This window comes from Neisseria sp. P0014.S009 (assembly GCF_051958155.1).
Classification (GTDB): Bacteria; Pseudomonadota; Gammaproteobacteria; order Burkholderiales; family Neisseriaceae; genus Neisseria; species Neisseria flavescens_C.
Window position 1 is genome coordinate 1 of sequence record NZ_JBQCVS010000002.1, and the last position, 25,405, is coordinate 25,405.

Here is a 25,405-nt window from a genome sequence, read left to right on the forward strand (position 1 = left end):
CTCCGCCGAAACAGACATCTTTTCAGACGGCCTCCAAAACGTATTCAGCCGCCCCACCCTACAAGCGTTCAACCAACACCATCTGGGCATCCTCCGCAACGATACCGACCTGCGCCGTGCCATCGCCCAACTGCGGTTTTGGAAGCAAAGCCAAGCCGAACCGCACACCGCGTCTGAATACGAAAACCGCAACCTACTCGAATGCAGCTTCGCTGTCGCCCAAGCCGCATACGTTAGACGGCAAAATATTGGCGCGCATTTTAATAGTGATTGTTAAGGTTGATAGTGAAAACTTTTCTCCAATAAATAATGTCATTGACTGAAAAAGCAAAGGTTCACACATGATTAAGGAAAGATTGAAAGAAAGTAGGAGAAACTGTGGAAACTAAAATGCAGGGATTGACAGTAGTTATAAGTGATAATAACTAATCAACAATGGTCTTTTGCATTTTGTAGAGAGAAAAAAAGATAGGATTAATGAAATAAGACCATCTGAACAGTTTTGCATAAGTTCAAACAAAGTTAGCACAATTCACTATCTTTGCCCTAATCTATTTCTTCAGGCTACTATTAATGATAGGTTCACAGTGAAATTAAAATTAAACAGCCAAATTTCTATCAAAACCTATTGATTTTATACTAAAAATTGGAGTACTATACGGAATCTTTTAAAATTAACTAATAGTTAACAAACAGGAATAAACAATGGCGATTGTTAGGTATAGAGGAAAACTACATAATTTATATTATGTTAAATTTATAATGCTAGTATTTTAGCCTGCTAAATTCTGTTTCGCTCAGTAGTACAATCACGTATAGAATCCAAGAATAAAAAAGCCACCTGAAATTTATCAGATGACTTTTTCTCTGTTGATGCACACTAAATTCTCATTATAACGACTAGTTTTACGACGGTTGTATTCCTTTTTTCATGCTGCCGATGTCCCCTAACGAATTTTGAACAAATTTTTAACTGACATCTTCTATTCCACCCAAGGCATTTGCCAATTTTAAAATAGTGGCATCATAGTCCAAGTTCGTTACCGAACCGCGCCTTGGCGTCCATTTCTTTTACGACAAGTTCATACCTCGTGTCTGGGTTTGCGCTATCTGTCTTTGTTGTTCATCATATTCAAATTGCCGTGTAGCTTGTTGAATTTGATTCAAACTTTCTACTGCTGGTATAGAGGCAGATTCATTTATATGCATTCCAACACGATTTAGATGGGGGTTGAGTTCACCAATTAGATATTGATCTCTTTGCACACTGAACAGAGTGGCATTAGTCATTCCTTGTGATGTCCCTAAAGCAGTAAGAGCCATTACGGAATTTTGGAATTTTTCTTTATCAATAGGCAAACCGTTTTTCTCATGGTAAGCGATCATATGCCCTTTGACAGAATCAAAAAGTTTTTGTGCCTCAGGTGGAAGAGATTGTGGGTTAAATGAAGCAACTGTCTGCATAAAATTGTACTGCTCTTCCTTATCATTCCAAGACATCAGGTTCGGATCTCTGTCAATTTTTTCCCGGATTTTCCGGTACATTTCTTGTGATTCATTCAGACTTTTGTTAGTTTTATAAATACCGCTTCGAATAAAGCTGACATCGCCACGATAATCATCAATCATTTTTTTATTGCGTTCAGCTAACTCTAAAGCTGGCCTATAATTGCGCTCCAAAAGTATAGACTTAGGACCTGTAAAATTGCTGATAGAATGAGACCACCAATTAATAAGTGCCGCTGGAGTAGCTTGCGATGCAAATGTATTGATACTTGTATTGTAGCCAGCAGCCCACATACCCATCAGTTCGTGATTCTGAGCTAGAATGACCATTTTGCCGTAATGTGGACCTGCAGCAGATACGACATCTGAGGCCAAGGCATAATTGATTACTTTATCCCCCCCTTTAGGAATCCCATTTAAAGCTGCTGCACCATAGGCGTTAAAGGTAACGCCCTCCTGCTTGAAACGATAAGATTGAATTTGAGCTAACGTTCCACCTAAGGAATGACCAACTTGTGTGATTCTAGGGGTGTTATACTCAGGGTGATCATCGTGAAATTCCTTAGCTGCTTTTAGCGCTATCCTAGTCAGTTTTACTGCATCTTCTGCCTGGATATTGGCCTTATGTATAACCATTTTCAGATCAACTTTGGCATCCATCAGAGATGACGTCCCCCTATGGGCGACAACAATCTCATTGGTACGGACATCTTGATAAACTACACCTTGGTAGTCTGTTGTCGGATTTTTGTGGATAGCTAGGACTCTATAATGATTTCCACCAATAAGTAAGGTTTTATTAGGAGGGGTAACTACACGGTTTTCATAGGAATCTTGGGCAAGGTCGGCATGTTGTTGTTTGCTTAGTTGGCTCATGGTTTAATTTCCTCTAAAGTAACGGTAATACTAAAAAAATCATTGTCATTATGAGGTCCCGGTCCATAACCTTTCAAAGTATTCTCCCCAAAATCAGGGGCTATTCTTTCATCTGGTAAACCGTCTTCATTTTTATGATACGGATACCCTCGCTTCCAATAATATTTGGTCAGTGTTTTTTCTTTTTCAAGATTTCCCATTACATCGCTGATATTGAATTCAGTTTCTTCCTTTTTACCTGTCGCCTTAAATGAAGCTCCAAAATTTTCAGGCTTCCATTGGCAGACACCTTCTCCGAAATAATCCTCATCCAGTACAGCATCAGCATAGAAGAGTACTTCGTATTCATCATGTCCGACCAAATTCATTTTGATTGGAATATTTTTTTCAGGAGATGCCGTCGCACCTGCCAACCGACTAATGGTATAAGAACAATTTCTTGCTGCATAACCAATATACATATCGTTTATAGGTTTCATCGGCCCTGGTGCATTATTAATCTTAACCTTGATCCTGTATGGTTGTTTCGGCTCGGGGTTCAATTTGAAACGTGCTTCTGTTTGTTGTTGGACACTCATATTATTTCTCTCCGTACAAGCATTTAGGCTAAAAGTTGACAATAAAGCTGCAGATAGCAGCAGGATAAAAGGTTTCATCAGTAAAGTCCTTATTCAATATCATGAGCAAATTAAATATTACTTTAAGATAACTTGATCAGGATACATTCATGTTCGTTTATTGTCTGATGCTTCAACGTATTTACACGTTACTCTAAATTGTGGTTTATAACAATATTCAGACATCTTAACTGAGATGATGCTGATGGTAAATAGATAGTGATTAACGGGAAAAATGTAGTCTGAATGGTAATATTTAAGAAATATTGGAAACTCTACTTTACCTTATCCTACTCATCGTTTTTTTCTATTTCTTCTTTCTTCTAAATTTCAATAACTTGTTTTAAAGTATTCAGGTCCATAAATATTTTATGAATGTTGACAATCTAAAAGGCCGTCTGAAATTACGTTTCAGACGGCCTATTTAATATCAGATGATAAAACTGATTTATCCAGGCAACAAACAGTTTGATTTAGATTTTTACAATAGGTATATTTCTTTTCATCTGATTTGGATAACCGATAACATCATGAAACCTACTTTTTGCCTCCCAATATTGCTTTTACTTTCAGCGTGCCGTCCTGAGGCTGAGACAGCCGACACGGCTGCACCAACGGCGCGTAAGCCTTCTTATTACGAGTCTGAAAAGCGTCAACCTGCAGCCACTCCAGTTAAAACACAAATTCCTGCGTTATCTGCAATCAAAAGCCAGGCCGATTTTAACTTACTTTCGCGTATCTATGATCAAGGTAGTGAATATGAAATTCCTCATATCCTTTTCCTCATCGATCGTGAAGACGACGGCCGTACCGACTACATCAATACTCCTAAATTTCGGCTGCATGAGCATTATCTGGCTACTATCTTGAAACCCATGCTGTCAAAAACTGAATTAAATCAACAATACCGTAGTCCTAACCGGCGTTATCTGTTTGGTACTATCAGTTGGCAGAATAGTACTCAGGAATATGTTTATGAGTTTTGGGAAGGAGACAAAATCACGCCTGAATTGTTGAGATTGGCAGCAGGCCGTCTGAAAGACAGTTTCTATGATCCGTTGCGTTATAAAACCAATTCTTTATGGCAGGAAACCGTTGCCGAACAAAGTGAAGTTCCTTTTATTACCCAAGAAAGTTTGATTAAGAATTTCCCCTACCTGCCTCTAAACCAAGGTAAAGCGATAGGCACATTACGCGTTATTACCAAAGGAGATGATCTTTATAATGTCGGCGCCGACGATATTATTATTTTGAAAGAGGTTCCCCTAGAGCTGCCACCTGTGGCAGGGATTATCAGCGAGAAACCATCTACTGCACTATCGCATGTGAATGTATTGGCACGCGGCTGGGGGATTCCCAATATTTACCTTAAAGACGCAGAAAAAATCCTAGCCCCATATATTGGCCGTCGTATCGAATTTGAAGCGACTGCTAAGCAATACCGAATTGTCCAAACCAACTGGAACACTACCAGTAAAAGCTTTTCAGACGGCCTTACCCTGCCCCAACCTGATGTTTCCGATTATGGCCTTAGGGCTTTGTCAAACCTGCGCCGTGATGACAGCCGTTACTGCGGCAGTAAGGCTGCCAACCTCGGTCATATCCGCGCCCATATTAAAGGTAGTAATGTACCTGACGGATTCTGCATTCCGTTTGCCTATTATCAAGCCATGATGGATAGGCTGGGTATTAATGCAACAACACTGGCCCAAATCGAAACACAAAGTGATGGAGACAACCGCAAGCGACGCACTGCTTTACTCACACTGCAGAAAAAAATTACCGATGCCGAAATCCCGTCAGAATGGAAACACAGATGGGCTGAACAATGGCGCAATCAATTAAACAGCAAAGGCGTGTTTGTCCGCAGCTCCTCTAATTCCGAAGACTTGCCCAATTTCAGCGGCGCAGGGCTATACACCACCGTGCCAAATGTTACCGATGAAAACGCGTTGGCCGAAGCAGTGAAGCAATCTTGGGCTTCCGTTTTCAATTACAGCGCATACGAAGCCCGCCGTATTGCCGGTTTGCCTCACGATAGCGTGAAAATGAGTGTCTTTGTGCAACAAAGCATCAATGCAGATCTCTCCGGCGTGTTGGTTACCATCAATCCTTATGATATTGCTCAGAAAAACAGCTCCTACATTGCCGCCAAACGCGGGTTGGGTATTCGTGTCGTTGAAGGTAAACGGGTAGCCGAACAGGTAGTCTATAACCGTCGCAATGATTCTGTACAACGTCTCAGCTCCTCTAATGAAACCACAGCATTGCAACTGGATAAAAACGGTGGAGTACGAGAGGTGCCTGTAACCAGTGGCAATGTAATGAATCAAGGACAAATACGTCGCCTTGACCAAACCGGCCAACAAATCAAACAGCTATTTGCTAATGGTGAGCAGGACATTGAATGGGCGTTTGACAATCGTAAGCTTGTTATCCTCCAGGCACGACCGTATCTAAACGGCACACGTTAAAGTAAAAAGGCCATCTGAAATTATCGTTTCAGACGGCCTTTGCATTATGAGTTAGTTATACCCTATACTTCCCGTTCTCCAAGGAACTATGATGTCAAAACAGCTCACTTTTTATTTTATTCGCCATGGCCGTACCCAATGGAACGAACAAGAGCTTTTGCAGGGATCAGGCAATTCACCACTGACCGAACAAGGAATTACAGGAGCTCAGAAAACCGGGGCGGCGCTACAACAAGTAGAATTTACCGCTGCTTATTCCAGCATTTTACAACGTGCCATTGATACGGCTGGCCATATTATCGGCCAGCGTCCCATCCCTCTTTTTCAACACTGTGGACTAAATGAGCAATTTTTTGGAAGTTGGGAAGGTATGCAGATCGCTGACTTGCGGAAGCTAACCGAATTCAAACAACTGACCAATGACCCGGCAGCTTATAAAGCATTAAGCAATGGTGGCGAAACCTTTGAACAATTAGCAGTACGTGCAATGGACGCCCTTTGCGATATCATTAAAGTACATCAATCGAGAGCCAATATTTTAGTGGTATCACATGGCCATACCTTGCGGCTTTTATTATCCTTACTAGGCGGAGCGACTTGGGAAAACCATCGTGATGAGGGTAAATCCGTGTCATTGTTAAATACTTCGATCAGTATTGTGAAATACGATAGTGAAAGCGGTTTTCATATTGAGCAACTTAACGATGTGGCTCATTTACAATGATCACAATCTATTACCTAATTCACACATCGACACACTGTTAGCTCAAGCCCCAATACGCTTGTTTTAAATCTACTCATTATTTTTTATTTTAAATCTCAACTAAAACAAGGTCTTTTCTGTATTAATGTCTCTACCGTAAATTCTAAAAAACCGTTTAAACTTAAAGATTCAAACGGTTTTTTAGTATCAACTTATTTATATTCATACTTTTAAATACGGTTAAATTTTAAAATTTAATCCTCCTTCAAATCCCTGCTTACCCTATCAAGATCTGCCAGTATTTAAACCGGCTTTGCCGTTTTCCCACAAAGTTTTCAGCAATACTTTCCACGCCGACAATTTAGGATTGGGCTGTTTGCCTTGTCCGATTAAGTCCATTTGTGTCATATACCAGTTCATTTCCAACATTGCACCTGCTTTTTTATCAACAAATGCTACGCCAGTTTTGATGCGGTCGGTTTGCACGATTTGGTAAGTGCCGTTTTGCATTTTATTTGCTAAATCAGGCACTAAGGCAAACGGACGGGCGACGCCGACCAAATCCAAATGGCCGCTAGATAAGGCATCTTCCATTGCGCTTTGTGAACGAAAACCGCCGGTGATAATCAGCGGAGCTTGGCTGACTGCACGGGCTTTTTCGGCGTAATCGATGAAGAAGGCTTCGCGTTTGCGGGTGCTGTCTTTGGCGGCTAGCATTTGCGGGCTTTCGTAGTTGCCACCGGAAACTTCAATAAAATCAATGCCCATTTCTGACAGTTTTTGTACCACCTGCACCGATTCGCTTTCGTCAAATCCGCCTTTTTGGAAATCTGCCGAATTGAGTTTTACACCCACTAAGAAATCTTTACCCACGGCGGCGCGGATGGCGGTGTAGGTTTCCAAAAGGAAGCGCATACGGTTTTCCAAACTGCCGCCCCATTGGTCTTGGCGGCGGTTGTGGTGCGGCGAGAGAAATTGGCTGATGAGATAGCCGTGCGCGGCGTGAATTTGTACGCCTGAAAAGCCTGCTTGTTCGGCAATTTTCGCGGTTTGTACGAAATGCTGAATCAGCCCGTTGATTTCATCGGCAGTCAATTCGCGCGGCGGGTTGATAAAGCCGTCCATACCCACTAACGGCACGGCGCTCGGCGCAAGCGGTGTTTTATTGACCACCGCAGGCGACTGCTTGCCCGCATGGTTGATTTGCATAATGAGCAAGGTGTCGTTTTGCATGCCGGCTTTCGCCCATTTTTTCAGCATCTCAAGCCCCCGGTCGGAAGTGAAAAAACTACTCGATAAAAAAGAAGAGAACGCAATTAAAAAAATGTTCCAAAACCGTAAGGATCGCTGTAATAGAATTGCTAACCAAACATCAAAAAGTTTATGTATTAGTACAGTAACTCTTGAAGAAAAAAAATTCTCACTTTTAAGAGAGATGGAAACAAAAATTAATGAAACCTTTTCAGAAATAAATAAGACTTCGATTAAAAAACAAAATTCCAATGCTCAAGGACAAAGTAATACGGCAGCCTCTGCCGAAGCTGAAGTCATTGCGAAATTGCAGCAGTTGGAAATCAAACTAAAAAATTACCAATCGGCAATAAACTCTATCGACCAAATGCTTGATCAATACAAATGGGCAAGGGTAAATCTGACCAAAGACCAGCTCTCAGGCTCGAACCACAGCAACCTGACCAAAGCGTCAGCTTCGCTCGTTTTACAAAGTAAGGTAAAAAAATTCCACGATGAAGCAAAAGAAAAAAGAGCCATCAGCACTGGCTATAAACTCCGCTAATTTTAATGTTATTTTTACCCAAACTATTTAACAGGAAAACATCATCATGATGGATCTTCTCCTTTATTCCAGTATTCGTGACTATATCTATGCACGAATAAGCTTCTTTACTGAACATGTATTGTCTAAAAACCTAACGCTTGTTTTTACCATTATCGTTGCCTTATTGACTTTATGGATAATGATTCAAGGTTATCTGATTGCAACCGGCAGAAGCCAGGAAGGACTGAAAGGCTTTGTGTACGGTCTCGGCAAGACCTACCTCATTGTAGCCGTTGCACTGGGTGTGGCGGCCGGCGGCGATTTCAGCGTACGGGTTCTGACCGATACTCTTTCAGACGGCATTTCACAAATCATGACCGGCGACAGCGATGTCGGCAGTAAGTGTCTGACACAAGACAGTAAATCCATCATTGGCTGCCGAATAGACCAAAACCTGACGGCAACCCAAAGCATGATGGGCATACTTGACGGTATCGATACCGCCGACAGCGAATATCTCGAAGGGAAAGTGACACAGGCAAGATGGTTTGTCGGCGTCGGTACCGCAGGGCCTGCCATCGTAGCGGGTACCATGCTAATCATGTTCCGCATCGCCATGGCTCTCTTTATCGGCTTTGCGCCCATCTTTATTTTATGCCTTCTGTTCAAAAAAACAGCACCCCTGTTTCAAAAATGGCTATACTATGGACTGGCAACGATCTTTTCCAGCGTGATGCTTGGCGTCATGGCGGAAATCTCTATGGATCTAGTAGGCAATATCGCCATTACCGATGCAGTATCCAATATTGCTTCGGCACTGATCGGTGGAAACGTCGGCGGTATTATGCAGACAGTTACCCAACAGCTGGGCTTGGGTCTGATGCTTTCTACCTTGCTGATCACCGTACCGCCTATGGCAGGTGCCTGGTTTAACGGCATGATGGCTACATACTCTGGATACAATGCAATGCAGGGTTGGGGAACGGGTCAACCTGCTACTCCACCTGGAATGAATAATCAACAACAGGTTAATTATGCAGCACAGAACAGAATTGAAAGCCCTACCAATAATGTAAATAATAGTAATCATAATGTCTCATGGACAACAGGTGGTAGTCAAACAGGAGCTACAACTACTGATACAATGAAACTAACAAACCTGTCTGGTAAAGAAAATACTCCATCCTAGTATTTCTATATTGCACGTTAAAAAAGATTAAAGAAAATATATAAATTGGACTCTTAAGATGAAAAAATTGCTTTTTATATTATTAGGGCTGACAAGCTTAAATATCTATGCTAATGGTTGTGGTGGAGAATACCAACCTGCAACAGGTACTTGTCGGATTATTGACAGTTCAGGTCGGCAGATTTTGTATAATGTTGGGAAACCCCAATCTTCCAATAACAGTTCCGCTCAGACAAAAGTTATTAATATTGATATTCCTTCAAAATATTTGGCATGGGCTATTAATCTGAAAACTGGTGTTTCAGCTGGTGCAATGGATATGGATTCACTTGAAGCAGCCAAAAAACTAGCTATTAAAACCTGTGAACAAGGTGGGAAAAACGCCCCATGTATAGTTGCAAAATGGGTAAGAAATGGCTGTCTTGCAGTTGCACAGGGTAAGTATAAAGGTAAATGGAAAACCTTCTATGGTGTAGATGACCCTGGACGTAGCGAAACTAATGCATTAAATCAATGTAATAAAGCAACTGGCGTGACACAGTGTAGAATTACTACTTCTGAAGGTTGTGCTCTACCTCATTTTTAAGAGATATAATCAATCTAAAATTTCAGATATCTCACCTTAAAATTTCATTTATCATTTATATAGTAGAGTAAATTATGAAATTCATTTCAACAATTACTGCCTTGGTAATGGGCTTTTCTTCAGTTACCGCTATGGCTGCCAATCCCCTCAATCCTCCGAAAATGGGGGGGGACGAGCGTTTGGCTTGCGAAGCGCTTATGTGCTTGGTCAATCCGGCATCTCAACCATCTGAGTGCCAATCTGCTTTAAGAAAGTTCCACTCTATCAAGCATAAACATGGACATGATACGATTACCGCACGACGCAATTTCCTAAAAAAATGCCCTGCTCAGGATCGTTCTGGTTTTGATGATTTTATTGATTCAATCATCAAGTAATTTTTGCTCATTAAAGAAAAGGCCGTCTGATATTCAGACGGCCTTTTGTAAATAGTCGGTTTCTCCCCCATCTTTATTTTATGCCTTCTGTTCAAAAAAACAGCACCCCTGTTTCAAAAATGGCTATACTATGGACTGGCAACCATCTTTTCCAGCGTGATGCTTGGCGTCATGGCGGAAATCTCTATGGATCTAGTAGGCAATATCGCCATTACCGATGCAGTATCCAATATTGCTTCGGCACTGACCGGCGGAAACGTCGGCGGTATTATGCAGACAGTTACCCAACAGCTGGGCTTGGGTCTGATGCTCTCTACCCTATTGATTACCGTACCGCCTATGGCAGGTGCCTGGTTTAATGGCATGATGGCTACATACTCTGGATACAATGCAATGCAGGGTTGGGGAACGGGTCAACCTGCTACTCCGCCAGGGATGAATAATCAACAGCAGCATGCTAGTTATAATGTACAGAATAGAGCTGAGATCTCCAATAACCCTCAATCAAATAGTTTTCAGCAACCAATCTGGACAACTGGTGGTGGTCAGACAGGGAGTACAACCACCGATGCCATAAAACTGACTAACCAGCCTAGTAAAGGAAATACACCATCCTAGTTCTCTAGATTGAGACTTACAAAAGATTAAATAAAAATATAAAGATTGGACTCTTAAAATGAGAAAATTACTTTTTGTATTATTTGGGCTAACAAGCCTTAATGTCTATGCCAATGGCTGTGGTGGAGAGTACCAGCCAGCGACAGGAACCTGTCGTATCATTGATAGTTCAGGTCGGCAGATTTTATATAATGTTGGAAAACCACAATCTTCCAATAACGGTTCTGCTCAGACGAAAATTGTTAACATCGATGTTCCTTCAAAATATTTGGCACTAGCTATCAATATGAAGACAGGTCTATCTGGTGGTGCACTTGATATGGATTCTCTTGAGGCAGCCAAAAAACAAGCTATTAAAACCTGCGAACAAGGAGGTAGGAATGCCCCATGCAAAATTGCAGTATGGGTTAGAAACGGCTGTCTTGCTGTCGCACAGGGTAGGCATAAAGGCAAATGGAAAACTTTCTATGGTGTAGATGACCTTGGACGAGCTGAAGCTAATGCATTGAATCAATGTCATGCAGTCTCAGGAATAACACAGTGCAGAATTACTACTCAGGAGGCGTGCTCATTGCCTAGATACTAAATATCTGCAATTTTAATCACTTCCCTTTCAAATTTCATTAAATAACAGAGTAAATTATGAAATTCATTTCAACAATTACTGCCTTGGTAATGGGCTTTTCTTCAGTTACCGCTATGGCTGCCAATCCCCTCAATCCTCCGCAGATGGGGGGTGACGAGCGTTTGGCTTGCGAAGCGCTTATGTGCTTGGTCAATCCGGCATCTCAACCATCTGAATGTCAATCTGCTTTGAAAAAGTTCCACTCTATCAAGCATAAACATGGACACGATACGATTACCGCACGACGCAATTTCCTAAAAAAATGCCCTGCTCAGGATCGTTCTGGTTTTGATGATTTTATTAATTCAATCATCAAGTAATTTTTGCTCATTAAAGAAAAGGCCGTCTAGAATTCAGATAACCCTTTCTTTTACAAAGAGCCGCCAATTTGCAAAGCCTTTTCAAATCGCCCTCAAAATCCAACCACTTTTTCTATCCAAATTGTTTATATTAAAACTTACAGGCTTAATCTCATCTTTTCCGATATAGGTTGTAGCTTTTATATAGACATAAATGCCGTCTGAAACAACTTGACACCATCTGCAAAGTGGCTCGAACAAATAAAGAATGGTTCATTTTGTTCAGATTTTTCCCTTTTTACCCCACCAAAACCGAGGTCATACTGAGCGAGCCTGTAATCAGCTTATCGTTGAAAAACGTAACCTCATCTTGCAGTTCGCGTAATGCCATGATGTACAGCAAGGACAAGTAATGATCTGGCGTTGGCACGGAAAGCTCGGCTTTTTCGCCTAGTTGCTCATAATGCACCAAGGTTTCATCATCCTGAGTCGCAATTGCCTGATTGACCGTTTCACGAAAAGCAAACGCCCAGTCATAACCCGCACCGATTTGGTCAATATGTTCCCAACTTAACGCCCTAAGATTATGCACAATATTGCCGCTGCCGATAATCAGCACGCCTTGTTCTCGCAAGGCAGATAATTTTTTCGCCAAGTTGAAATGCCATTCCGCCGATTGCAAACGGTTAAGGCTAAGTTGTACCACGGGAATATCGGCATCGGGATAGAGAAATTTCAACACCGCCCATGCCCCATGATCAAAACCACGCGTTGGGTTCAGCTCGACATTTTCCGGCTGTAATAATGACCGCACTTGCTCCGCCAACTCAGGCGAACCGGGCGCAGGATATTGCACTTGACTGAGTTCATCAGGGAAACCGTAGAAATCGTAAATCATTTCAGGGTGTTCACCTGATGTTACCTGTAAACGGCTACTGTACCAATGCGCTGAAATCATCAAAATAGCTTTTGGTTTGGCAAACTTTTGCGTAATTAGGCTGAAATTCTGATTGAACGGGTTTTCTTTATCTACCGCATTCATCGGGCTGCCATGCCCAACAAACAATACAGGCATTTTTTTCATGGTTTACTCCTCGTTATCGGATACAGCAGATTGTACGGATAAATTTTTATTCAAAAAATACCGGTTTATGAATAACATCTTTTCCTCATAAGAAACCATGACTGATAAGGTCTAGAGATGTTGAGAGAACATATAGAAGAAGGGGTGATTCAAAAGACCGTCTGAACATTTTTACTTCATACGCTAAAATTTCTTTATTTCTGTATTGACAGAAATAAAAGATAAAAATAGAATACCATCACTATGAAACTAAATCCGACCACTGAAAAATTTATCCTCCATTGGGGTGAAATGGGTACCAAATGGGGCGTCAACCGTACCGTTGCGCAAATCCATGCCCTGCTCTACATCTTAGGCAGACCAATGAACGCCGAAGAAATCACCGAAACACTCGGCGTAGCACGCTCCAATGTCAGCAACAGTATTAAAGAGTTGCAAAACCTGAGATTGGTACATACCGTGCATATCTTGGGCGATAGGCGCGATCATTTTGAAACTTCGGATGATGTCTGGACTTTGTTCCGTACCATTGCAGAAGTGCGTATGCAGCGCGAAATAGAACCGACACGGCAATTTTTGCAAAGCCTGATCGACAGCCCTGAATTTAGTCAGGAAAATGAAACTGCCAAGCAGCGAATCCAACAAACCCATGATTTCATTAGTACGCTGACCGTGTGGGCAAATGAAATGCTGAAGCTTTCCACTTCAACCATGGTGAAAATTTTAAAAATAGGCACCGGAATACAAAAATTTTTCCGTTGATGGCAATGGACTTGTTCTCAATAAACATAGCCAATGCTATTTAGGATATGGAAACATGCTCATGGCAGCCTTGCATGGGCATATTTATCTGAAGCTTGATATTCTTTGGTAGATTTTGAATCACTGGATATGGATTTCCCTCCTAAAGAAACAATCCCGGAGCCTATTTAAAATTTTTTGCCCTATAATTTCTCTTTTAACAGAAATTATAGAAATTACAGACTAATTATATATTTAAACCAAAACAAAATAGGAAACCAGCATGTCCGACAACACTACGCACACCCTACCCGCCTACCTGTCTTACTCGATGGGGCTGCTATGGCTGTGGAGTGGTACCCAACCTCTGTTTTTCATGCCTGAAATGTCATTGGATTTGCTGCATTCAGTCGGTATTCCCAATCCGTTGCAATGGCCTACATTAATCGCCGCTTCTCTGCTGGACATTGGTTTTGCTTTTTTATGCTTCAGCCGCCTTCGCTCCCATTCCTCAGTATGGCTGCTGCAATTGATAACCGTCGCGGCATACAGCCTGATTATCGCCTTCAGGCTGCCTGAAATGTGGGCGCATCCATTTGCGCCTTTGGTAAAAAACCTGCCGATTATGGCTACTTTATTTTTCCTGTATCAATCCGTAGGAGATAAAAAATGAACACTTATTTAATTGTTAAAACCCTGCACATCATCTCGGCTACCTTAATGGTCGGCACCGGTTTTGGTACAGCGTTTTACCTCTTTTGGGCAAACCGCAGCGGCTCGGTTGCCGCGCAGTCGGTCGTCTCGCATTGGGTCATCAAAGCAGATTGGTGGTTTACAACCCCCGCCGTCATTTTCCAACCCTTATCCGGCTTATGGATGCTGTACGAACGCGGCTACACTGTTGCCACCATGCTGGAACAAAATTGGATATGGATGACGCTGGCTTTATATATCTTTTCAGGCATTTGCTGGCTACCTGTTGTCTGGCTGCAAATCCGCATGGCAAAAATTGCCGAAAAAGCGCACAAAGAAAACGCAGACACCATTCCGGAGCCCTACTGGCGTTATGCTAGACGCTGGGAATTACTCGGCTATCCTGCCTTTTGCGCCACTATCGTGATTTACTTCCTGATGGTGATGAAACCGGTTTAAAGGTTTTCAGACGGCCTTATTAACAATATAAAGAAAAGCATATGAACATCATCATTTTCGGAGGCAGCGGCTTTATTGGCAGCCGTACCGTTCAAATCCTCAAAGAACAAGGTCACCAAGTTTGCACGCCCGACCGCCGCGCCTTCGATTTTCTTCATCCCGACGAAACCGCCGCACGCCGTTTATTGGAAGGGCAAGACGTCCTCATCAACTGCATTGGAATTATGAGCCGTCATGCCGAAATACTCGAAACCGTACACCACCACACGCCCAAACAGCTCGCCTCATGGGCAAAAGCAGCAGGCATTAAACGCTGGGTGCAACTATCCGCACTGGGTGCCAATCCATCTCAGTCCATCAACTTTGTTGGCAGCAAAGGGCGTGGCGATGATGCCATTGTTCAAAGCGGCATACCGATTGCCATAGCCAGACCATCCGTTGTTTACGGTCGAGGAGGAACCAGCTGCGAACTGTTCATCAAACTAGCCCGCCTCCCTTTACTTCCTCTACCGGAAGCCGGTCGCTTTCATTTGCAGCCCGTACATCTTGCCGATGTTGCAGAAGGTTTGGCGAAACTTGCCGTCCAAACCGACACCGACCATAGCGCCATCAATATGACCGGCAGACAAGCCCTGACTTTGGCGGAATACCTGATCATCCTCCGCCAAACCCTGCTCCATAAATCGCCGCAACGTATCCTACCCGTTCCCCTGCGTCTGATTAACCCTGCGCTACCGTTGGTAAATATCTTCAGCAACGGCATCATCAGCCGCGACAGCTTTGCCCTGCTCCAGCAAGGCTCATGCGCCGACTATTCTGATTTTGCAGCTTTGCTAGGTAGGGAACCATTGGCTGCAGAAAACTTTGCCGGTTGCCTATAATTCATTTAACTTTAAAATGACAAAACAAAGGCCGTCTGTTGTTCAGACGGCCTAAAGCTTTTATAAAATACTTTATTGCAAAACAATTCAGTTCATCAGAAGCTTATTGCTTCTACCTACCCAACTACAAAGGCTGGGCCAAATCATTTTCCGTGTTGTAGCTGATAAAATCCTGCTCATGAGGGAAATGGACAACCCGCGCGCGCTGTTGTTGCAGCCAGCCGCGGATGCTGCGCATTCCTGAATAAAGGTATGGCACAGTACTTTGCAGGATTTGCGGCCGGATAAACATCACGCTGTAATGCGGTCTGGCAGGGGTCTCTACATAAAACGCATTGCACAATGGCGTGCGCCGCGCGATGGTTTCAAACTGGGAAACCAAGTTTTCCGGCAAACGCGGCATATCGCAGGATACGATAAGCAGCCAGTCGGCAGTGGCTATTTGTAAATCGTTGGCGGCAGTACACAAGGCGGCTAAAGGGCCGTAATGCTGCCATTGGCGCGCATCAGAGAAAATGTGCGCGCTGCGTTGGGCGTAAGATTCAAGGTTGCGGTTGGCACTGATGGCGATGTGGCTGACTTGGGGGCGGATTTTTTCGATAACATGATCTATCAAGGCTTTGTTGTGCCATTGCACCAACCCCTTATCGACACCTCCCATCCGGCTTCCCTGCCCGCCGGCCAATATCAGTGCGAAAATTTTCATTTTGGTAGTCCTTTGCGAAGCAGAGTATGGAGTGTGGTTCAAGATGTTGTGTTTATTGGGTAAGTTTCAAGGTTTCAGGCCGTCTGAAACCTGATTTTATGATTAAATTCACTTGAGATGAATTTTATCATAACATGATTTTACATTAAACCCCTGTTTTTTCTTATCATAACCACACAATTATTTTAGACAGGTTGTTTATAAGCCGAAAGAATGATATTTTTATAAGATTATCGGATTAGTTTTCCTGCGTGCTTTATGCGTTTATTCTCCGGATCTTCAGACGGCTTGAGCCTGTCTTCGCGTTTAAAACTGCTGACTTTTTTATGGGTCAGTTCGGCATTTTTGTCGATTGTCTTTACCCTGCTGCTTTCTTGGCGTTTGGAAAGCGCGGCCAAAACGATTGAAGATGCGGGCAGTTTGAAAATGCAGGTGTATCGTTTGGCTTATATGGCAAGCGTCCGTACACCCAATGCGCAAATTGATAACCAAATCAAAGAATTTGAGCGTACGCTGGCCAGTGTAACTCAAAGCGATGCCATTCATCCGCTGATTCCGTCACAAATGCCGCTGGCTTACGATTTGATCCAATCGATGCTGTTGATTGATTGGGAATCCAACATCAAGCCTTCTTTGCAACATTACGAGCGTCCGACCCAAATCGGCCTGTACCGTTTTGCCGGCAACATCGAGCTGTTTTTACAGGCGATGGAAAATGCCAACGAGCAAAATACTTTATGGCTGCGCCGTTTTCAAATGGCGATGATGTTGATGATTTTAGTGGCTGCAGGCTTGATGATTGTTTGGCATTATTCGTGGATCATCCGGCCGCTGGAAAAATTGCGCGACGGAGTAGAAACCATCAGCGAAGGTCGTTTCGGGGTACAAATCGATACAGACCAAATTCGTGAATTCGCCCAAGTCAGCAAGGGTTTTAACCAAATGAGCCGCCGTCTGCATACGCTTTATACAGACTTGGAAGGACAAGTTGCCAAACAAACCCAAGACTTGGCGCGGCAAAACCGTGATTTAACCCTGCTCTACCAAACCACGCGCAATCTGCACCAAACTTTTACGCCCCAACAGGCGGCAGAAGAATTTTTAACTCAGATTCTGCCGGCGTTTTCAGCCTTAGGAGGTACGGTATATCTTTCCGATGAGGAGCGGAAACGTTCTGATTTGGCGGCAAGCGTCGGTGAAACCGAAGAAGGAAATCGTGTAGAATTTCCGATCGTTTATCAAGATGAACAGCTTGGCGTACTAACCCTATATTTTTCAGACGGCCATATGCCTGATGAGCAAGATGAAAAACTGCTGCATACTTTAAGCGGACAGCTGGGCATTTCCATCGCCAACAACCGCATGGAACAAGAGCGCCGCCTGCTTGCAGTCTTGCAGGAGCGTAACTTGATTGCACAAGGTTTGCATGACAGCATTGCACAAGCCCTGACCTTTTTGAATTTGCAGGTGCAAATGTTGGAAAGCGCGTTTGCTTCAAACCAACGCGAGCAGGCTGAAGAAAACATCAGCTTCATTAAAGACGGCGTGCAGGAATGCTATGAAGACGTCCGCGAGCTTCTGATGAATTTCCGCACCAAAATCAGTAATAAAGATTTTCCTGAAGCGGTAGAATCGCTGCTGGCGCGTTTTGAACGACAAACCGGTATTCCAGTTGATTTAAAATGGCAGGACGACGGGCAGGCTTTGAATTATGATGAGCATTTGCAGATCATCTTCATCTTGCAGGAAAGTCTGTCCAATATCCGAAAACACGCGCGTGCGCAACATGTCAGCGTCGAAATTGCCAACCACGGCGATTTTGTCATGACGATTCGTGACGACGGCGCAGGCTTTAATAAAGAACACCTATCAAACCGGCCTTCAGGCGAACATGTCGGCTTGGGCATTATGCAGGAACGGGCCCAACGGATTAACGCAGAATTGGCCATTACATCACAGATTGGGCAAGGTACGGCGGTTATGCTGACTTTGCCACAACAAATGAGAACAGCATCATGACGATTAAAATTACCCTTATTGACGACCACACCCTATTTCGCAGCGGTATCAAGGCCTTGCTTTCGCGCCAACCTGATTTTGAAGTCGTCGGCGAAGCTTCAGACGGCCTGGCCGGCGTAAAAATGGTTGAGCAGCTCAAGCCTGATGTGGTCTTGCTGGACTTGGATATGCCGGTCATGAACGGCCGCGAAGCATTGGCCCAAATTTTAAGTATCAATCCGCAGCTGACCGTCATCATGCTGACTGTTTCTGAAGACAGCGACGATTTGACCGAGTGTATGCGTATGGGTGCAAAAGGCTTTTTGCTGAAAAACATCAATGCCGACTTCCTGTTGGAAAGCATCCGCAAAGCTGTCGATGGCGACAACGTCTTTTCTCCAGAAATGACCAGCCGCTTGGTGCAATCGCTGATTTCTCCATCTCCTTCCCGCTCAGACCATCTGCTGGAGCAACTGACCCCGCGCGAGATGGAAATCTTGGGCTATCTTGCCGCAGGACACAGCAACAAAATCATTGCCCGCCATTTGAATCTGGCAGAGTCAACCGTCAAAGTGCATGTACAAAACCTGTTGCGCAAGTTAAACCTAAGCAGCCGCGTTCAAGCTGCGGTTTATGCGGTGCAACACAAAGTACCTCAACCGGTATTGTCTTAATCAGGCCGTCTGAAACCTTCTTTTTAAAAGGTTTCAGGAAGAGCGTTTATTCGCTATAATCACGCCGATTTATATGCAGGGTTGTCTGATTCTTTCAGACGGCCTTTTTATTTGATTTCTCACTGATTTAAAACAACATGTCCGAAAACATTCCAGAAAATACACCCGAAAATACCGTTCCTGAAGAACACAAACGCAGCATCCGCAGTTTCGTCTTGCGCCAAGGCCATATGACCGCAGCCCAACAGCGCGCCATCGATACGATGTGGCCGCAATTCGGTGTGGACTTCCAAGAAGCTCCTTTGGATTTGAACCGCGCATTTGGCCGGGATAATCCTAAAGTTTTGGAAATCGGTTTCGGTATGGGCGTCGCGACAGTGGAAATCGCCAAACGTCTGCCTGATACCGACTTTTTAGCGATTGATGTTCACGGCCCGGGCGTCGGCAATATCTTGAAGCTGATTGAGGAAGAACACATTTCCAATATCCGCGTAATGCGTCATGATGCGGTGGAAGTAGTGGAAAAGATGCTGGAAGACGGTTCTTTAGACGGTATTCATATTTTCTTCCCTGACCCTTGGCACAAAAAACGCCACAATAAACGCCGCTTGGTACAAGTGCCGTTTGTTGAAAAGCTGCTGCCCAAACTCAAAAGCGGCGGCTATATCCATATGGCGACCGACTGGGAAGAATACGCCGTGCAAATGCTGGAGGTTTTGAGCAGTTTCGACTCTTTGCAAAACACGGCTGCCGATTACGCCCCTACGCCTGATTATCGTCCTGAAACCAAATTTGAAGCCCGAGGAAAACGATTGGGTCATGGCGTTTGGGACTTGGTGTTCCGTAAGAAATAAAGCCAAACATAAAACACAAGGCCGTCTGAAAAATTTCAGACGGCCTTTTATCTTACTGATTAAGCCAAGAAAAGTTTATAAGCCGGATTATCGGTTTCTTCTTTATAAACATAACCCAAGCTCTCCAAGAAGTCGGTAAAGGCTTCATTGTCACTTTCAGGTACATCGATACCGACCAAAATACGGCCGTAGTCTGCACCATGATTGCGATAATGGAACAAAGTAATATTCCATTCGGCACGCATATGGTTCAAGAAACGGGACAACGCACCCGGGCGCTCAGGAAATTCAAAGCTGACCAAACGTTCGTTGGCTACTTTTTCCGTACGGCCGCCGACCATGTAACGGATATGGATTTTGGCGATTTCATCATTGGTCAAATCAACATTGGGCAAGCCTGCTTCAGTCAGTTGTGCACTGATGACGGCCAAGTCTTGCGCACCGGCGGTTTGCAAGCCGACAAAAATATGCGCATTTTTATCGCTGCCGTAGCGATAGTTGAACTCAGTAATGTTCCGGCTTCCCAACAAATTGATAAACTTCAGGAAGCTGCCCTTTTCTTCGGGAATGGTAACGGCGAAAATGCCTTCGTTGCCCTCGCCCAGCTCACTGCGCTCTGAAACGTGGCGTAAGCGGTGGAAGTTCATGTTGGCGCCACTGGTGACGGCAACCAGGTTTTGACCTTGGATATTGTTTTTCGCAACGTAAGCCTTCAAGCCGGCAAGCGCCAATGCGCCTGCAGGCTCGGTAATGCTGCGCGTATCGTCAAAAATATCTTTAATCGCGCCGCACAACATATCCGTATTGACCGTAATAATCTCGTCTAACAGCTCTTTACACAGGCGGAAGGTTTCCTCGCCCACTACTTTAACCGCCGTGCCGTCTGAAAACAGACCGACATCTTTCAAATGTACGATTTCCCCTGCCTCTACCGATTGCTTCATACAGCAAGAGTCATCGGTTTGCACGCCAATGACTTTGATTTCAGGGCAAACTTGTTTGATAAACGCCGCTACGCCTGCTGCCAAACCGCCGCCGCCAATCGGGACAAAAATCGCATTGATATTGCGGTGTTGACGGAGGATTTCCATGCCGACAGTTCCCTGACCGGCAATCACATCCGGATCATCAAACGGCGCGATATAGGTCAGTTTTTCCTTTTCTGCCAACTCCATTGCATAATCATAGGCATCATTGTAAGACACGCCTTTCAATACCACTTCGCCGCCGCGGCTCTTTACCGCGTCAATTTTGATTTTGGGCGTTGTTTCCGGCATCACAATGACGGCGCGGCAACCCAAATACTGCGCCGATAAAGCCACACCCTGCGCATGGTTGCCCGCGCTTGCTGCAATCACGCCGCAATCCAAGGCTTCTTTCGGCAGCTTCGCCATTTTGTTGTACGCACCGCGGATTTTGAACGAAAACACCGGCTGCAAATCTTCACGTTTGAGCAAAACCTGATTGTTCAGACGGTCTGACAGACTGCGTGCCAAATCCAAAGGCGTTTCTACGGCTACATCATAAACGGAAGCGGTCAAAATACGGGTTAGATAATCAGAAAGAGGAAGGGAATGGTTCATGGTATTTTTAGTGTTCGGAAATAAATTGCAATTCGGTCAAATCGACCCGAGGAAAAAGTTAAAACCATACCCCTGAGGCCGTCTGAAGGCAAGAAAAATCTTAGCAAAGCCTAAATGAGACGGTATAATGTCCGCTTAATATCTATTTAATATGTCAAACTGTTTACTTTGAAACAGTGTCCACTCATATTCAAATCCACAAATAATGATGAAAAAAACGCTACTTAGCTTAATTTTTGCTGCCCTCCTGAATACTCCTGCCCTCGCTGCCGACCCGGTTGCATCTGCACCTGCCGTACAAAGCGAGGCTCAAACGCAGCCGCTGCTGCACAGCATCAACAGCCCGACAACGCCGCCGGAAATTGCGGCGACGGCCTATATCGTTACCGACCTGCACAGCAAGCAAACCTTGGCATCCAACAATGCCGATACACCTATCGAGCCAGCCGCGTTGACGCAAATGATGACCGCCTACCTTGCCTTTAAAGCACTGGAAAACGGTACACTTGAAGCAAGCCAAATGCTGACCGTTTCCAATGCCGCATGGAAAGTCGAAGGTTCGCGCATGTTCCTTGATCCGAAAGTTCCTGTCAGTGTCAGCTCCTTGATTAAGGGTACAACCATCCAATCGGCCAACGATGCCGCCATCACCCTTGCAGAAGCCATCGGCAACGGCTCCATCGACGAATTTGTCAAACAAATGAATGAAGAAGCCAAACGCTTGGGCATGAAGCACACCCACTTCAACAATCCGACCGGCATTTCTTCTAACGGCCATGTTTCAACCGTTGGCGACTTGGCCATTTTGGCAGCCGCACTGATCAACGACTATCCGAAATACTATCCTTTGTTTGCAAACAAATCTTTCAAATACAATAATATCGAGCAGCCTAACCGCAATCTTCTGCTCTATCGCGACAGCAGTATCGATGGTTTGAAAACCGGCTATAGCGAAGGCGCAGGCTATCACCTTGCCGCTTCCAGCAAACGCAACAACCGCCGTATTGTTTCCATTCTTGCCGGTGCAGAATCTACCGAAGCACGCGCCAGTGGAAGCAGCAAACTGCTCAACTGGGCGTTACAGGCATTTGATACGCCCAAACTTTATAACGGCGGAGAAGTAATTTCCCAAGTCAAAGTTTACAAAGGCAGCACCAAAGCCGTAGACATCGGTTTCTTGGACGATGTTTACATTACCATCCCCCACGATACCGGCAAAAACGTCAAACCAATCTTAGAAACACTTCAGCCCGTCCTCGCCCCAATTGAAAAAGGCCAAATATTGGGCAAACTGAAAGTCATGAAAGACGGCAAAGTCATTGCCGAAAAAGACGTCGTCGCACTAAACGGTGTGGAAGAAGGCAGCTGGCTGCGCCGTATGTGGGACGCGATTGTGTTGTGGTTTAAAGGTTTATTCAGTTAAATCCTTCTAAACGATTACCCATAACAAGATAAGCCACAAAAAGGCCGTCTGAAACCTGTTTGCCAGATTTCAGACGGCCTTTTTTATTCAATCTAACACACAATCAATTAGATGATTCCAGCGTTGGCGGTAGATGCTGTGTCATCGTGAACATCAGCCGTATCGACAGACGAGTAGCTCATGCGCTCAGTATGCGTATTGACGGCTGACAAATTATTGATATTGCCGTTGCCTGACAACCTACCCATCAACTCTTGTAGGCTCAATGTGCCTTCATCGAAACGGAAGGTATCAATCACGGCATTGTTAGTGTTACTGGAAACGAATTGGTCATTGATGGTAATGCTGTCCCCTTCTGATCCCTTAATGGTAATTTTCCAATCAATATTGCCTCGAACATCAGTGATGGCATCAATATGCAGGTCATTAACAGAGATATTTTGGCCAAATTGCAGTGCATTATGTTCGCCCACATTATCGGTAATCGTATCCTTACCTTCTCCAAGGCTGAAAACATAAGTATCGGCACCCTTACCGCCTACCAAGTAATCGGTTCCTTGTCCGCCGAATAAAACATCGTTGCCATCGCCGCCATTCAAACGGTCATTGCCACTTTCGCCCCATAAAGTATCGTTGCCGTTACCTCCATGTATAGAATCATTACCCATACCGCCATTAAGACGATCGTCTCCATCATAGCCGAAAATGACATCATCACCTGAATCACCGTTAATCGTATCATTACCCAAACCGCCTCTGATACGGTCATTGCCATCGCCGCCGCTGACAAGAGCATGGCTGCTGTCTGTAATTGTGATGATATTATCAGCACCTAAATGATTCGCAGCTTGGGTAAGACTGTGATCATCTATTTCCGCTACATTTTTTGCAGAAGTATTTTCTGCTACCGAAAGGCTATGATTATTTTCGATGGTTAATGTAGTCTCGTTTACAGGCTCCGGAATATTGCCTTCTTTAGGATTACGGGTTTTGGTAATCTCTTGCTCGGAAAGATTATTCACAATAGTGTTATTTTCAATTTTGATATTGTTGAGTTCTCCCAAAATATCTTTTTTGGGAGTAGCATAATCTCTGCCTTCTTCCAAATCGATAGAACCTTTAACACGTCCATATGTGTCCGCATTAGTCCCGTTGTTTACCAGTAAGTTATCGTGAACGGAAATACCCGTATCATTGAAATCAAAATTATGGCTGTTTTTGAAGACTGTGTTTAAGCGTACGCCACCCCAATTGGCATTATCTTTGATAAGGTTATTGGCTACTTCATGACCTTTGCCGCCAAAGATACCAATACCTGCCGCACGCCAGCCTAATTCAACGGTATTGTTTAAAAAGTGGTTATTTTCAGCAACATGGGCATTGGTATTCTCATGATGACTTGACCATGTTGCTAAGCCATCATCACCATTGCCGCGGATATTGGAATTGATAACGGTAGAATTGCTGGTACCTTGTGCAAAGTTAACGCCGTCTGCAAAGTTATTACGAATAGTGGCATTGGAGATAGTCAAACCATCGGTGTAATTTAAAGGTTTGTTTTTAGAATAATCCCCAATCCAAACACCAGCTTCAAAATGTTCAATTTTGATATCGTGAATAGAAGAGCCAGTACCTAAAGTGCCGGATATCCCTTTGTAATTGGCTTTCTCATCATGTCTTGAATTTAGATTTGAATCCATAGAGAGATTGCCCAAATCTATATCTTTACTACCGGGTTCAAAAGTAATACCGCCGCCACCGCTCTCATAACCCTTATCATCGTATTTAGCAGCTTCAGTATTCAAAAAATGTAACTTAGTGTGCCATTGCCCTGCACCGGTAATCTTAATGCCATCAGGAACATAAAGGGAAATCGGTCGTGAAAAATCAAATTGACCTTCAGGAATGTAAACAGATTTTTTAGACGCTTTTGCAGATTCAATCGCAGCCATAAATGCTTGGTAATCATCCGAGCCGTCATTGGCAATTGCACCGAAATCAGTAATGCTGACACTGTTTTCAGGCTGTCTAATAGCGTCCGGTGCCCTTTCCAAATCAATCAAGTCAATGCCTACGGGTGTGCTGTCGAGATTAGTGATGGTAACTGTATCTCCTTTATTGATATGGGCATCTTTAAATAATTGGCTGACTTCGTCAAATTGGAAGCGGGCAAGCCTATCTGCCGCAGGCGTATCATGAACTTTAATATCGTCATTCGGATGATATTTGTAGTTATCTAAATATTGCCAGTTGGATTTGGAAGATAAATCCAAAGTATCGATCACTGTATTATTGACTTTGACTTCTACTTTACCGCTTTCACCGTCAGGAACGGTATAACGGATGGTTGCGGCATTGGCTTCTGCTTGCGCAACAAATGAAACTGAAGCATTGGTCGGCAAATCGACATATGCCTGACCGCTTGCTTCACGGACAGTTGCGTGTTCTGCCTCTGAAGAAGGGGCATTTTTAACAATACCGTTTTTCAGTTCACCTTGTTCTGCCTCATAAGTTGTATAGCCAAGTTTGGCACCATATTGAGAGGCATCGGGTACTGCTTTTTTAATGTTTACCATTTAATATATTCCTTCAAAAATGTCGTAATATTGAGTTATTCTTTTGCAAAAAACTTTTATTAGTCATAATTTTGGCATAAAAGTTC

General features: G+C 43.9%; 24 protein-coding genes and 1 pseudogene. 18 read left to right on the forward strand and 7 right to left on the reverse strand.

Annotated elements, in window-relative coordinates; all coding sequences use genetic code 11:
- A pseudogene (locus ACTHS4_RS01650) lies at positions 1-277 on the forward strand (L-aspartate oxidase); the annotation flags it as partial.
- A 794-nt stretch (positions 278-1,071) separates the two neighbouring features.
- On the opposite strand, the gene ACTHS4_RS01655 reads toward ACTHS4_RS01650, so the two are convergent.
- Positions 1,072-2,382 carry a lipase family protein gene (locus tag ACTHS4_RS01655; protein WP_070825628.1) on the reverse strand — a complete coding sequence of 437 codons (1,311 nt, stop codon included), beginning with the start codon at positions 2,380-2,382 and terminating at the stop codon, positions 1,072-1,074.
- Entirely contained in the window at positions 2,379-3,038 is a 660-nt protein-coding gene (locus ACTHS4_RS01660; RefSeq protein ID WP_283115586.1) for a hypothetical protein, read from the reverse strand. Before ACTHS4_RS01660 ends, ACTHS4_RS01655 begins: the two co-directional genes overlap by 4 nt.
- Before the next feature lie 491 nt (positions 3,039-3,529).
- Here ACTHS4_RS01660 and ACTHS4_RS01665 point away from each other — a divergent pair, with 491 nt between their 5' ends.
- Complete coding sequence (locus tag ACTHS4_RS01665; RefSeq protein WP_440365428.1) at positions 3,530-5,473, forward strand: PEP/pyruvate-binding domain-containing protein; 1,944 nt, start codon at positions 3,530-3,532, stop codon at positions 5,471-5,473.
- 91 nt (positions 5,474-5,564) lie between these two features.
- Entirely contained in the window at positions 5,565-6,197 is a 633-nt protein-coding gene (locus tag ACTHS4_RS01670) for a histidine phosphatase family protein (RefSeq protein ID WP_440365429.1), read from the forward strand.
- Between the two features lie 264 nt (positions 6,198-6,461).
- Here ACTHS4_RS01670 and ACTHS4_RS01675 read toward each other — a convergent pair whose 3' ends face one another.
- On the reverse strand, positions 6,462-7,436 hold the full coding sequence (locus ACTHS4_RS01675; protein WP_440365430.1) for an oxidoreductase: 975 nt from the start codon (positions 7,434-7,436) through the stop codon (positions 6,462-6,464).
- A 19-nt stretch (positions 7,437-7,455) separates the two neighbouring features.
- Here ACTHS4_RS01675 and ACTHS4_RS01680 point away from each other — a divergent pair, with 19 nt between their 5' ends.
- The 7 genes from ACTHS4_RS01680 to ACTHS4_RS01710 all read left to right on the forward strand — a co-directional run bounded on the left by ACTHS4_RS01680 (position 7,456) and on the right by ACTHS4_RS01710 (position 11,668).
- Entirely contained in the window at positions 7,456-7,971 is a 516-nt protein-coding gene (locus ACTHS4_RS01680; protein WP_440365431.1) for a hypothetical protein, read from the forward strand.
- Between the two features lie 46 nt (positions 7,972-8,017).
- Positions 8,018-9,142, forward strand: a complete 1,125-nt coding sequence (locus ACTHS4_RS01685; RefSeq protein WP_371460212.1) for a type IV secretion system protein — start codon at positions 8,018-8,020, stop codon at positions 9,140-9,142.
- Between the two features lie 58 nt (positions 9,143-9,200).
- Positions 9,201-9,728 (forward strand): DUF4189 domain-containing protein, encoded by a 528-nt coding sequence (locus ACTHS4_RS01690; RefSeq protein WP_070826280.1) that lies wholly within the window; start codon positions 9,201-9,203, stop codon positions 9,726-9,728.
- A gap of 74 nt (positions 9,729-9,802) precedes the next feature.
- Positions 9,803-10,105 (forward strand): TrbM/KikA/MpfK family conjugal transfer protein, encoded by a 303-nt coding sequence (locus ACTHS4_RS01695; protein WP_084824581.1) that lies wholly within the window; start codon positions 9,803-9,805, stop codon positions 10,103-10,105.
- 108 nt (positions 10,106-10,213) lie between these two features.
- Positions 10,214-10,723: a hypothetical protein gene (locus ACTHS4_RS01700; protein WP_283122293.1), complete on the forward strand. Its 510-nt coding sequence runs from the start codon at positions 10,214-10,216 to the stop codon at positions 10,721-10,723.
- A 58-nt stretch (positions 10,724-10,781) separates the two neighbouring features.
- On the forward strand, positions 10,782-11,309 hold the full coding sequence (locus ACTHS4_RS01705; protein WP_070826279.1) for a DUF4189 domain-containing protein: 528 nt from the start codon (positions 10,782-10,784) through the stop codon (positions 11,307-11,309).
- A 56-nt stretch (positions 11,310-11,365) separates the two neighbouring features.
- The gene (locus ACTHS4_RS01710) at positions 11,366-11,668 is read left to right on the forward strand and encodes a TrbM/KikA/MpfK family conjugal transfer protein (RefSeq protein WP_371460214.1); all 303 of its coding nucleotides are present in this window, start codon (positions 11,366-11,368) and stop codon (positions 11,666-11,668) included.
- Between the two features lie 277 nt (positions 11,669-11,945).
- Here ACTHS4_RS01710 and ygiD read toward each other — a convergent pair whose 3' ends face one another.
- Positions 11,946-12,731 carry a 4,5-DOPA dioxygenase extradiol gene (gene ygiD, locus ACTHS4_RS01715; RefSeq protein ID WP_371460215.1) on the reverse strand — a complete coding sequence of 262 codons (786 nt, stop codon included), beginning with the start codon at positions 12,729-12,731 and terminating at the stop codon, positions 11,946-11,948.
- Between the two features lie 243 nt (positions 12,732-12,974).
- On the opposite strand from ygiD, the gene ACTHS4_RS01720 reads away from it, so the two are divergent.
- The 4 genes from ACTHS4_RS01720 (at position 12,975) to ACTHS4_RS01735 (ending at position 15,505) form a co-directional block, all read left to right on the forward strand.
- Positions 12,975-13,493 (forward strand): GbsR/MarR family transcriptional regulator, encoded by a 519-nt coding sequence (locus ACTHS4_RS01720; protein ID WP_440365432.1) that lies wholly within the window; start codon positions 12,975-12,977, stop codon positions 13,491-13,493.
- A 262-nt stretch (positions 13,494-13,755) separates the two neighbouring features.
- On the forward strand, positions 13,756-14,145 hold the full coding sequence (locus ACTHS4_RS01725) for a DoxX-like family protein (protein ID WP_070826274.1): 390 nt from the start codon (positions 13,756-13,758) through the stop codon (positions 14,143-14,145).
- Positions 14,142-14,624, forward strand: coding sequence for a DUF2269 family protein (locus tag ACTHS4_RS01730; protein ID WP_070826273.1), 483 nt, complete (start codon positions 14,142-14,144; stop codon positions 14,622-14,624). Before ACTHS4_RS01725 ends, ACTHS4_RS01730 begins: the two co-directional genes overlap by 4 nt.
- A gap of 41 nt (positions 14,625-14,665) precedes the next feature.
- Positions 14,666-15,505 (forward strand): NAD-dependent epimerase/dehydratase family protein, encoded by an 840-nt coding sequence (locus tag ACTHS4_RS01735; protein WP_070826272.1) that lies wholly within the window; start codon positions 14,666-14,668, stop codon positions 15,503-15,505.
- Between the two features lie 124 nt (positions 15,506-15,629).
- On the opposite strand, the gene mobA is transcribed toward ACTHS4_RS01735, so the two are convergent.
- Positions 15,630-16,211 carry a molybdenum cofactor guanylyltransferase MobA gene (gene mobA / locus ACTHS4_RS01740; protein ID WP_070826271.1) on the reverse strand — a complete coding sequence of 194 codons (582 nt, stop codon included), beginning with the start codon at positions 16,209-16,211 and terminating at the stop codon, positions 15,630-15,632.
- A gap of 258 nt (positions 16,212-16,469) precedes the next feature.
- On the opposite strand from mobA, the gene ACTHS4_RS01745 reads away from it, so the two are divergent.
- The 3 genes from ACTHS4_RS01745 (at position 16,470) to trmB (ending at position 19,737) form a co-directional block, all read left to right on the forward strand.
- A complete protein-coding gene (locus tag ACTHS4_RS01745; protein WP_070826270.1) occupies positions 16,470-18,230 on the forward strand; it encodes a histidine kinase in 1,761 nt (586 codons plus the stop codon).
- Positions 18,227-18,883 (forward strand): response regulator, encoded by a 657-nt coding sequence (locus ACTHS4_RS01750; protein ID WP_003680203.1) that lies wholly within the window; start codon positions 18,227-18,229, stop codon positions 18,881-18,883. Before ACTHS4_RS01745 ends, ACTHS4_RS01750 begins: the two co-directional genes overlap by 4 nt.
- Before the next feature lie 137 nt (positions 18,884-19,020).
- Positions 19,021-19,737: a tRNA (guanosine(46)-N7)-methyltransferase TrmB gene (trmB, locus tag ACTHS4_RS01755; RefSeq protein WP_440365433.1), complete on the forward strand. Its 717-nt coding sequence runs from the start codon at positions 19,021-19,023 to the stop codon at positions 19,735-19,737.
- Positions 19,738-19,796: 59 nt separating this feature from the next.
- Here trmB and ilvA read toward each other — a convergent pair whose 3' ends face one another.
- Positions 19,797-21,320: a threonine ammonia-lyase, biosynthetic gene (ilvA, locus tag ACTHS4_RS01760; protein ID WP_440365434.1), complete on the reverse strand. Its 1,524-nt coding sequence runs from the start codon at positions 21,318-21,320 to the stop codon at positions 19,797-19,799.
- 205 nt (positions 21,321-21,525) lie between these two features.
- Between ilvA and ACTHS4_RS01765 the strand changes: the two genes are divergently transcribed.
- Entirely contained in the window at positions 21,526-22,743 is a 1,218-nt protein-coding gene (locus tag ACTHS4_RS01765) for a D-alanyl-D-alanine carboxypeptidase family protein (RefSeq protein ID WP_440365435.1), read from the forward strand.
- Between the two features lie 107 nt (positions 22,744-22,850).
- On the opposite strand, the gene ACTHS4_RS01770 is transcribed toward ACTHS4_RS01765, so the two are convergent.
- A complete protein-coding gene (locus tag ACTHS4_RS01770; RefSeq protein ID WP_440365436.1) occupies positions 22,851-25,319 on the reverse strand; it encodes a calcium-binding protein in 2,469 nt (822 codons plus the stop codon).
- Positions 25,320-25,405: the final 86 nt, after the last annotated feature.

What these genes read in the sequence shown, in the direction of transcription:
- ACTHS4_RS01655 (WP_070825628.1), bottom strand. Translation starts at nt 2,382, where the DNA reads ATGAGCCAACTAAGCAAACAACAACATGCCGACCTTGCCCAAGATTCC.
- ACTHS4_RS01660 (WP_283115586.1), bottom strand. Translation starts at nt 3,038, where the DNA reads ATGAAACCTTTTATCCTGCTGCTATCTGCAGCTTTATTGTCAACTTTT.
- ACTHS4_RS01665 (WP_440365428.1), top strand. Translation starts at nt 3,530, where the DNA reads ATGAAACCTACTTTTTGCCTCCCAATATTGCTTTTACTTTCAGCGTGC.
- ACTHS4_RS01670 (WP_440365429.1), top strand. Translation starts at nt 5,565, where the DNA reads ATGTCAAAACAGCTCACTTTTTATTTTATTCGCCATGGCCGTACCCAA.
- ACTHS4_RS01675 (WP_440365430.1), bottom strand. Translation starts at nt 7,436, where the DNA reads ATGCTGAAAAAATGGGCGAAAGCCGGCATGCAAAACGACACCTTGCTC.
- ACTHS4_RS01685 (WP_371460212.1), top strand. Translation starts at nt 8,018, where the DNA reads ATGATGGATCTTCTCCTTTATTCCAGTATTCGTGACTATATCTATGCA.
- ACTHS4_RS01690 (WP_070826280.1), top strand. Translation starts at nt 9,201, where the DNA reads ATGAAAAAATTGCTTTTTATATTATTAGGGCTGACAAGCTTAAATATC.
- ACTHS4_RS01695 (WP_084824581.1), top strand. Translation starts at nt 9,803, where the DNA reads ATGAAATTCATTTCAACAATTACTGCCTTGGTAATGGGCTTTTCTTCA.
- ACTHS4_RS01705 (WP_070826279.1), top strand. Translation starts at nt 10,782, where the DNA reads ATGAGAAAATTACTTTTTGTATTATTTGGGCTAACAAGCCTTAATGTC.
- ACTHS4_RS01710 (WP_371460214.1), top strand. Translation starts at nt 11,366, where the DNA reads ATGAAATTCATTTCAACAATTACTGCCTTGGTAATGGGCTTTTCTTCA.
- ygiD (WP_371460215.1), bottom strand. Translation starts at nt 12,731, where the DNA reads ATGAAAAAAATGCCTGTATTGTTTGTTGGGCATGGCAGCCCGATGAAT.
- ACTHS4_RS01720 (WP_440365432.1), top strand. Translation starts at nt 12,975, where the DNA reads ATGAAACTAAATCCGACCACTGAAAAATTTATCCTCCATTGGGGTGAA.
- ACTHS4_RS01725 (WP_070826274.1), top strand. Translation starts at nt 13,756, where the DNA reads ATGTCCGACAACACTACGCACACCCTACCCGCCTACCTGTCTTACTCG.
- ACTHS4_RS01730 (WP_070826273.1), top strand. Translation starts at nt 14,142, where the DNA reads ATGAACACTTATTTAATTGTTAAAACCCTGCACATCATCTCGGCTACC.
- ACTHS4_RS01735 (WP_070826272.1), top strand. Translation starts at nt 14,666, where the DNA reads ATGAACATCATCATTTTCGGAGGCAGCGGCTTTATTGGCAGCCGTACC.
- mobA (WP_070826271.1), bottom strand. Translation starts at nt 16,211, where the DNA reads ATGAAAATTTTCGCACTGATATTGGCCGGCGGGCAGGGAAGCCGGATG.
- ACTHS4_RS01745 (WP_070826270.1), top strand. Translation starts at nt 16,470, where the DNA reads ATGCGTTTATTCTCCGGATCTTCAGACGGCTTGAGCCTGTCTTCGCGT.
- ACTHS4_RS01750 (WP_003680203.1), top strand. Translation starts at nt 18,227, where the DNA reads ATGACGATTAAAATTACCCTTATTGACGACCACACCCTATTTCGCAGC.
- trmB (WP_440365433.1), top strand. Translation starts at nt 19,021, where the DNA reads ATGTCCGAAAACATTCCAGAAAATACACCCGAAAATACCGTTCCTGAA.
- ilvA (WP_440365434.1), bottom strand. Translation starts at nt 21,320, where the DNA reads ATGAACCATTCCCTTCCTCTTTCTGATTATCTAACCCGTATTTTGACC.
- ACTHS4_RS01765 (WP_440365435.1), top strand. Translation starts at nt 21,526, where the DNA reads ATGATGAAAAAAACGCTACTTAGCTTAATTTTTGCTGCCCTCCTGAAT.
- ACTHS4_RS01770 (WP_440365436.1), bottom strand. Translation starts at nt 25,319, where the DNA reads ATGGTAAACATTAAAAAAGCAGTACCCGATGCCTCTCAATATGGTGCC.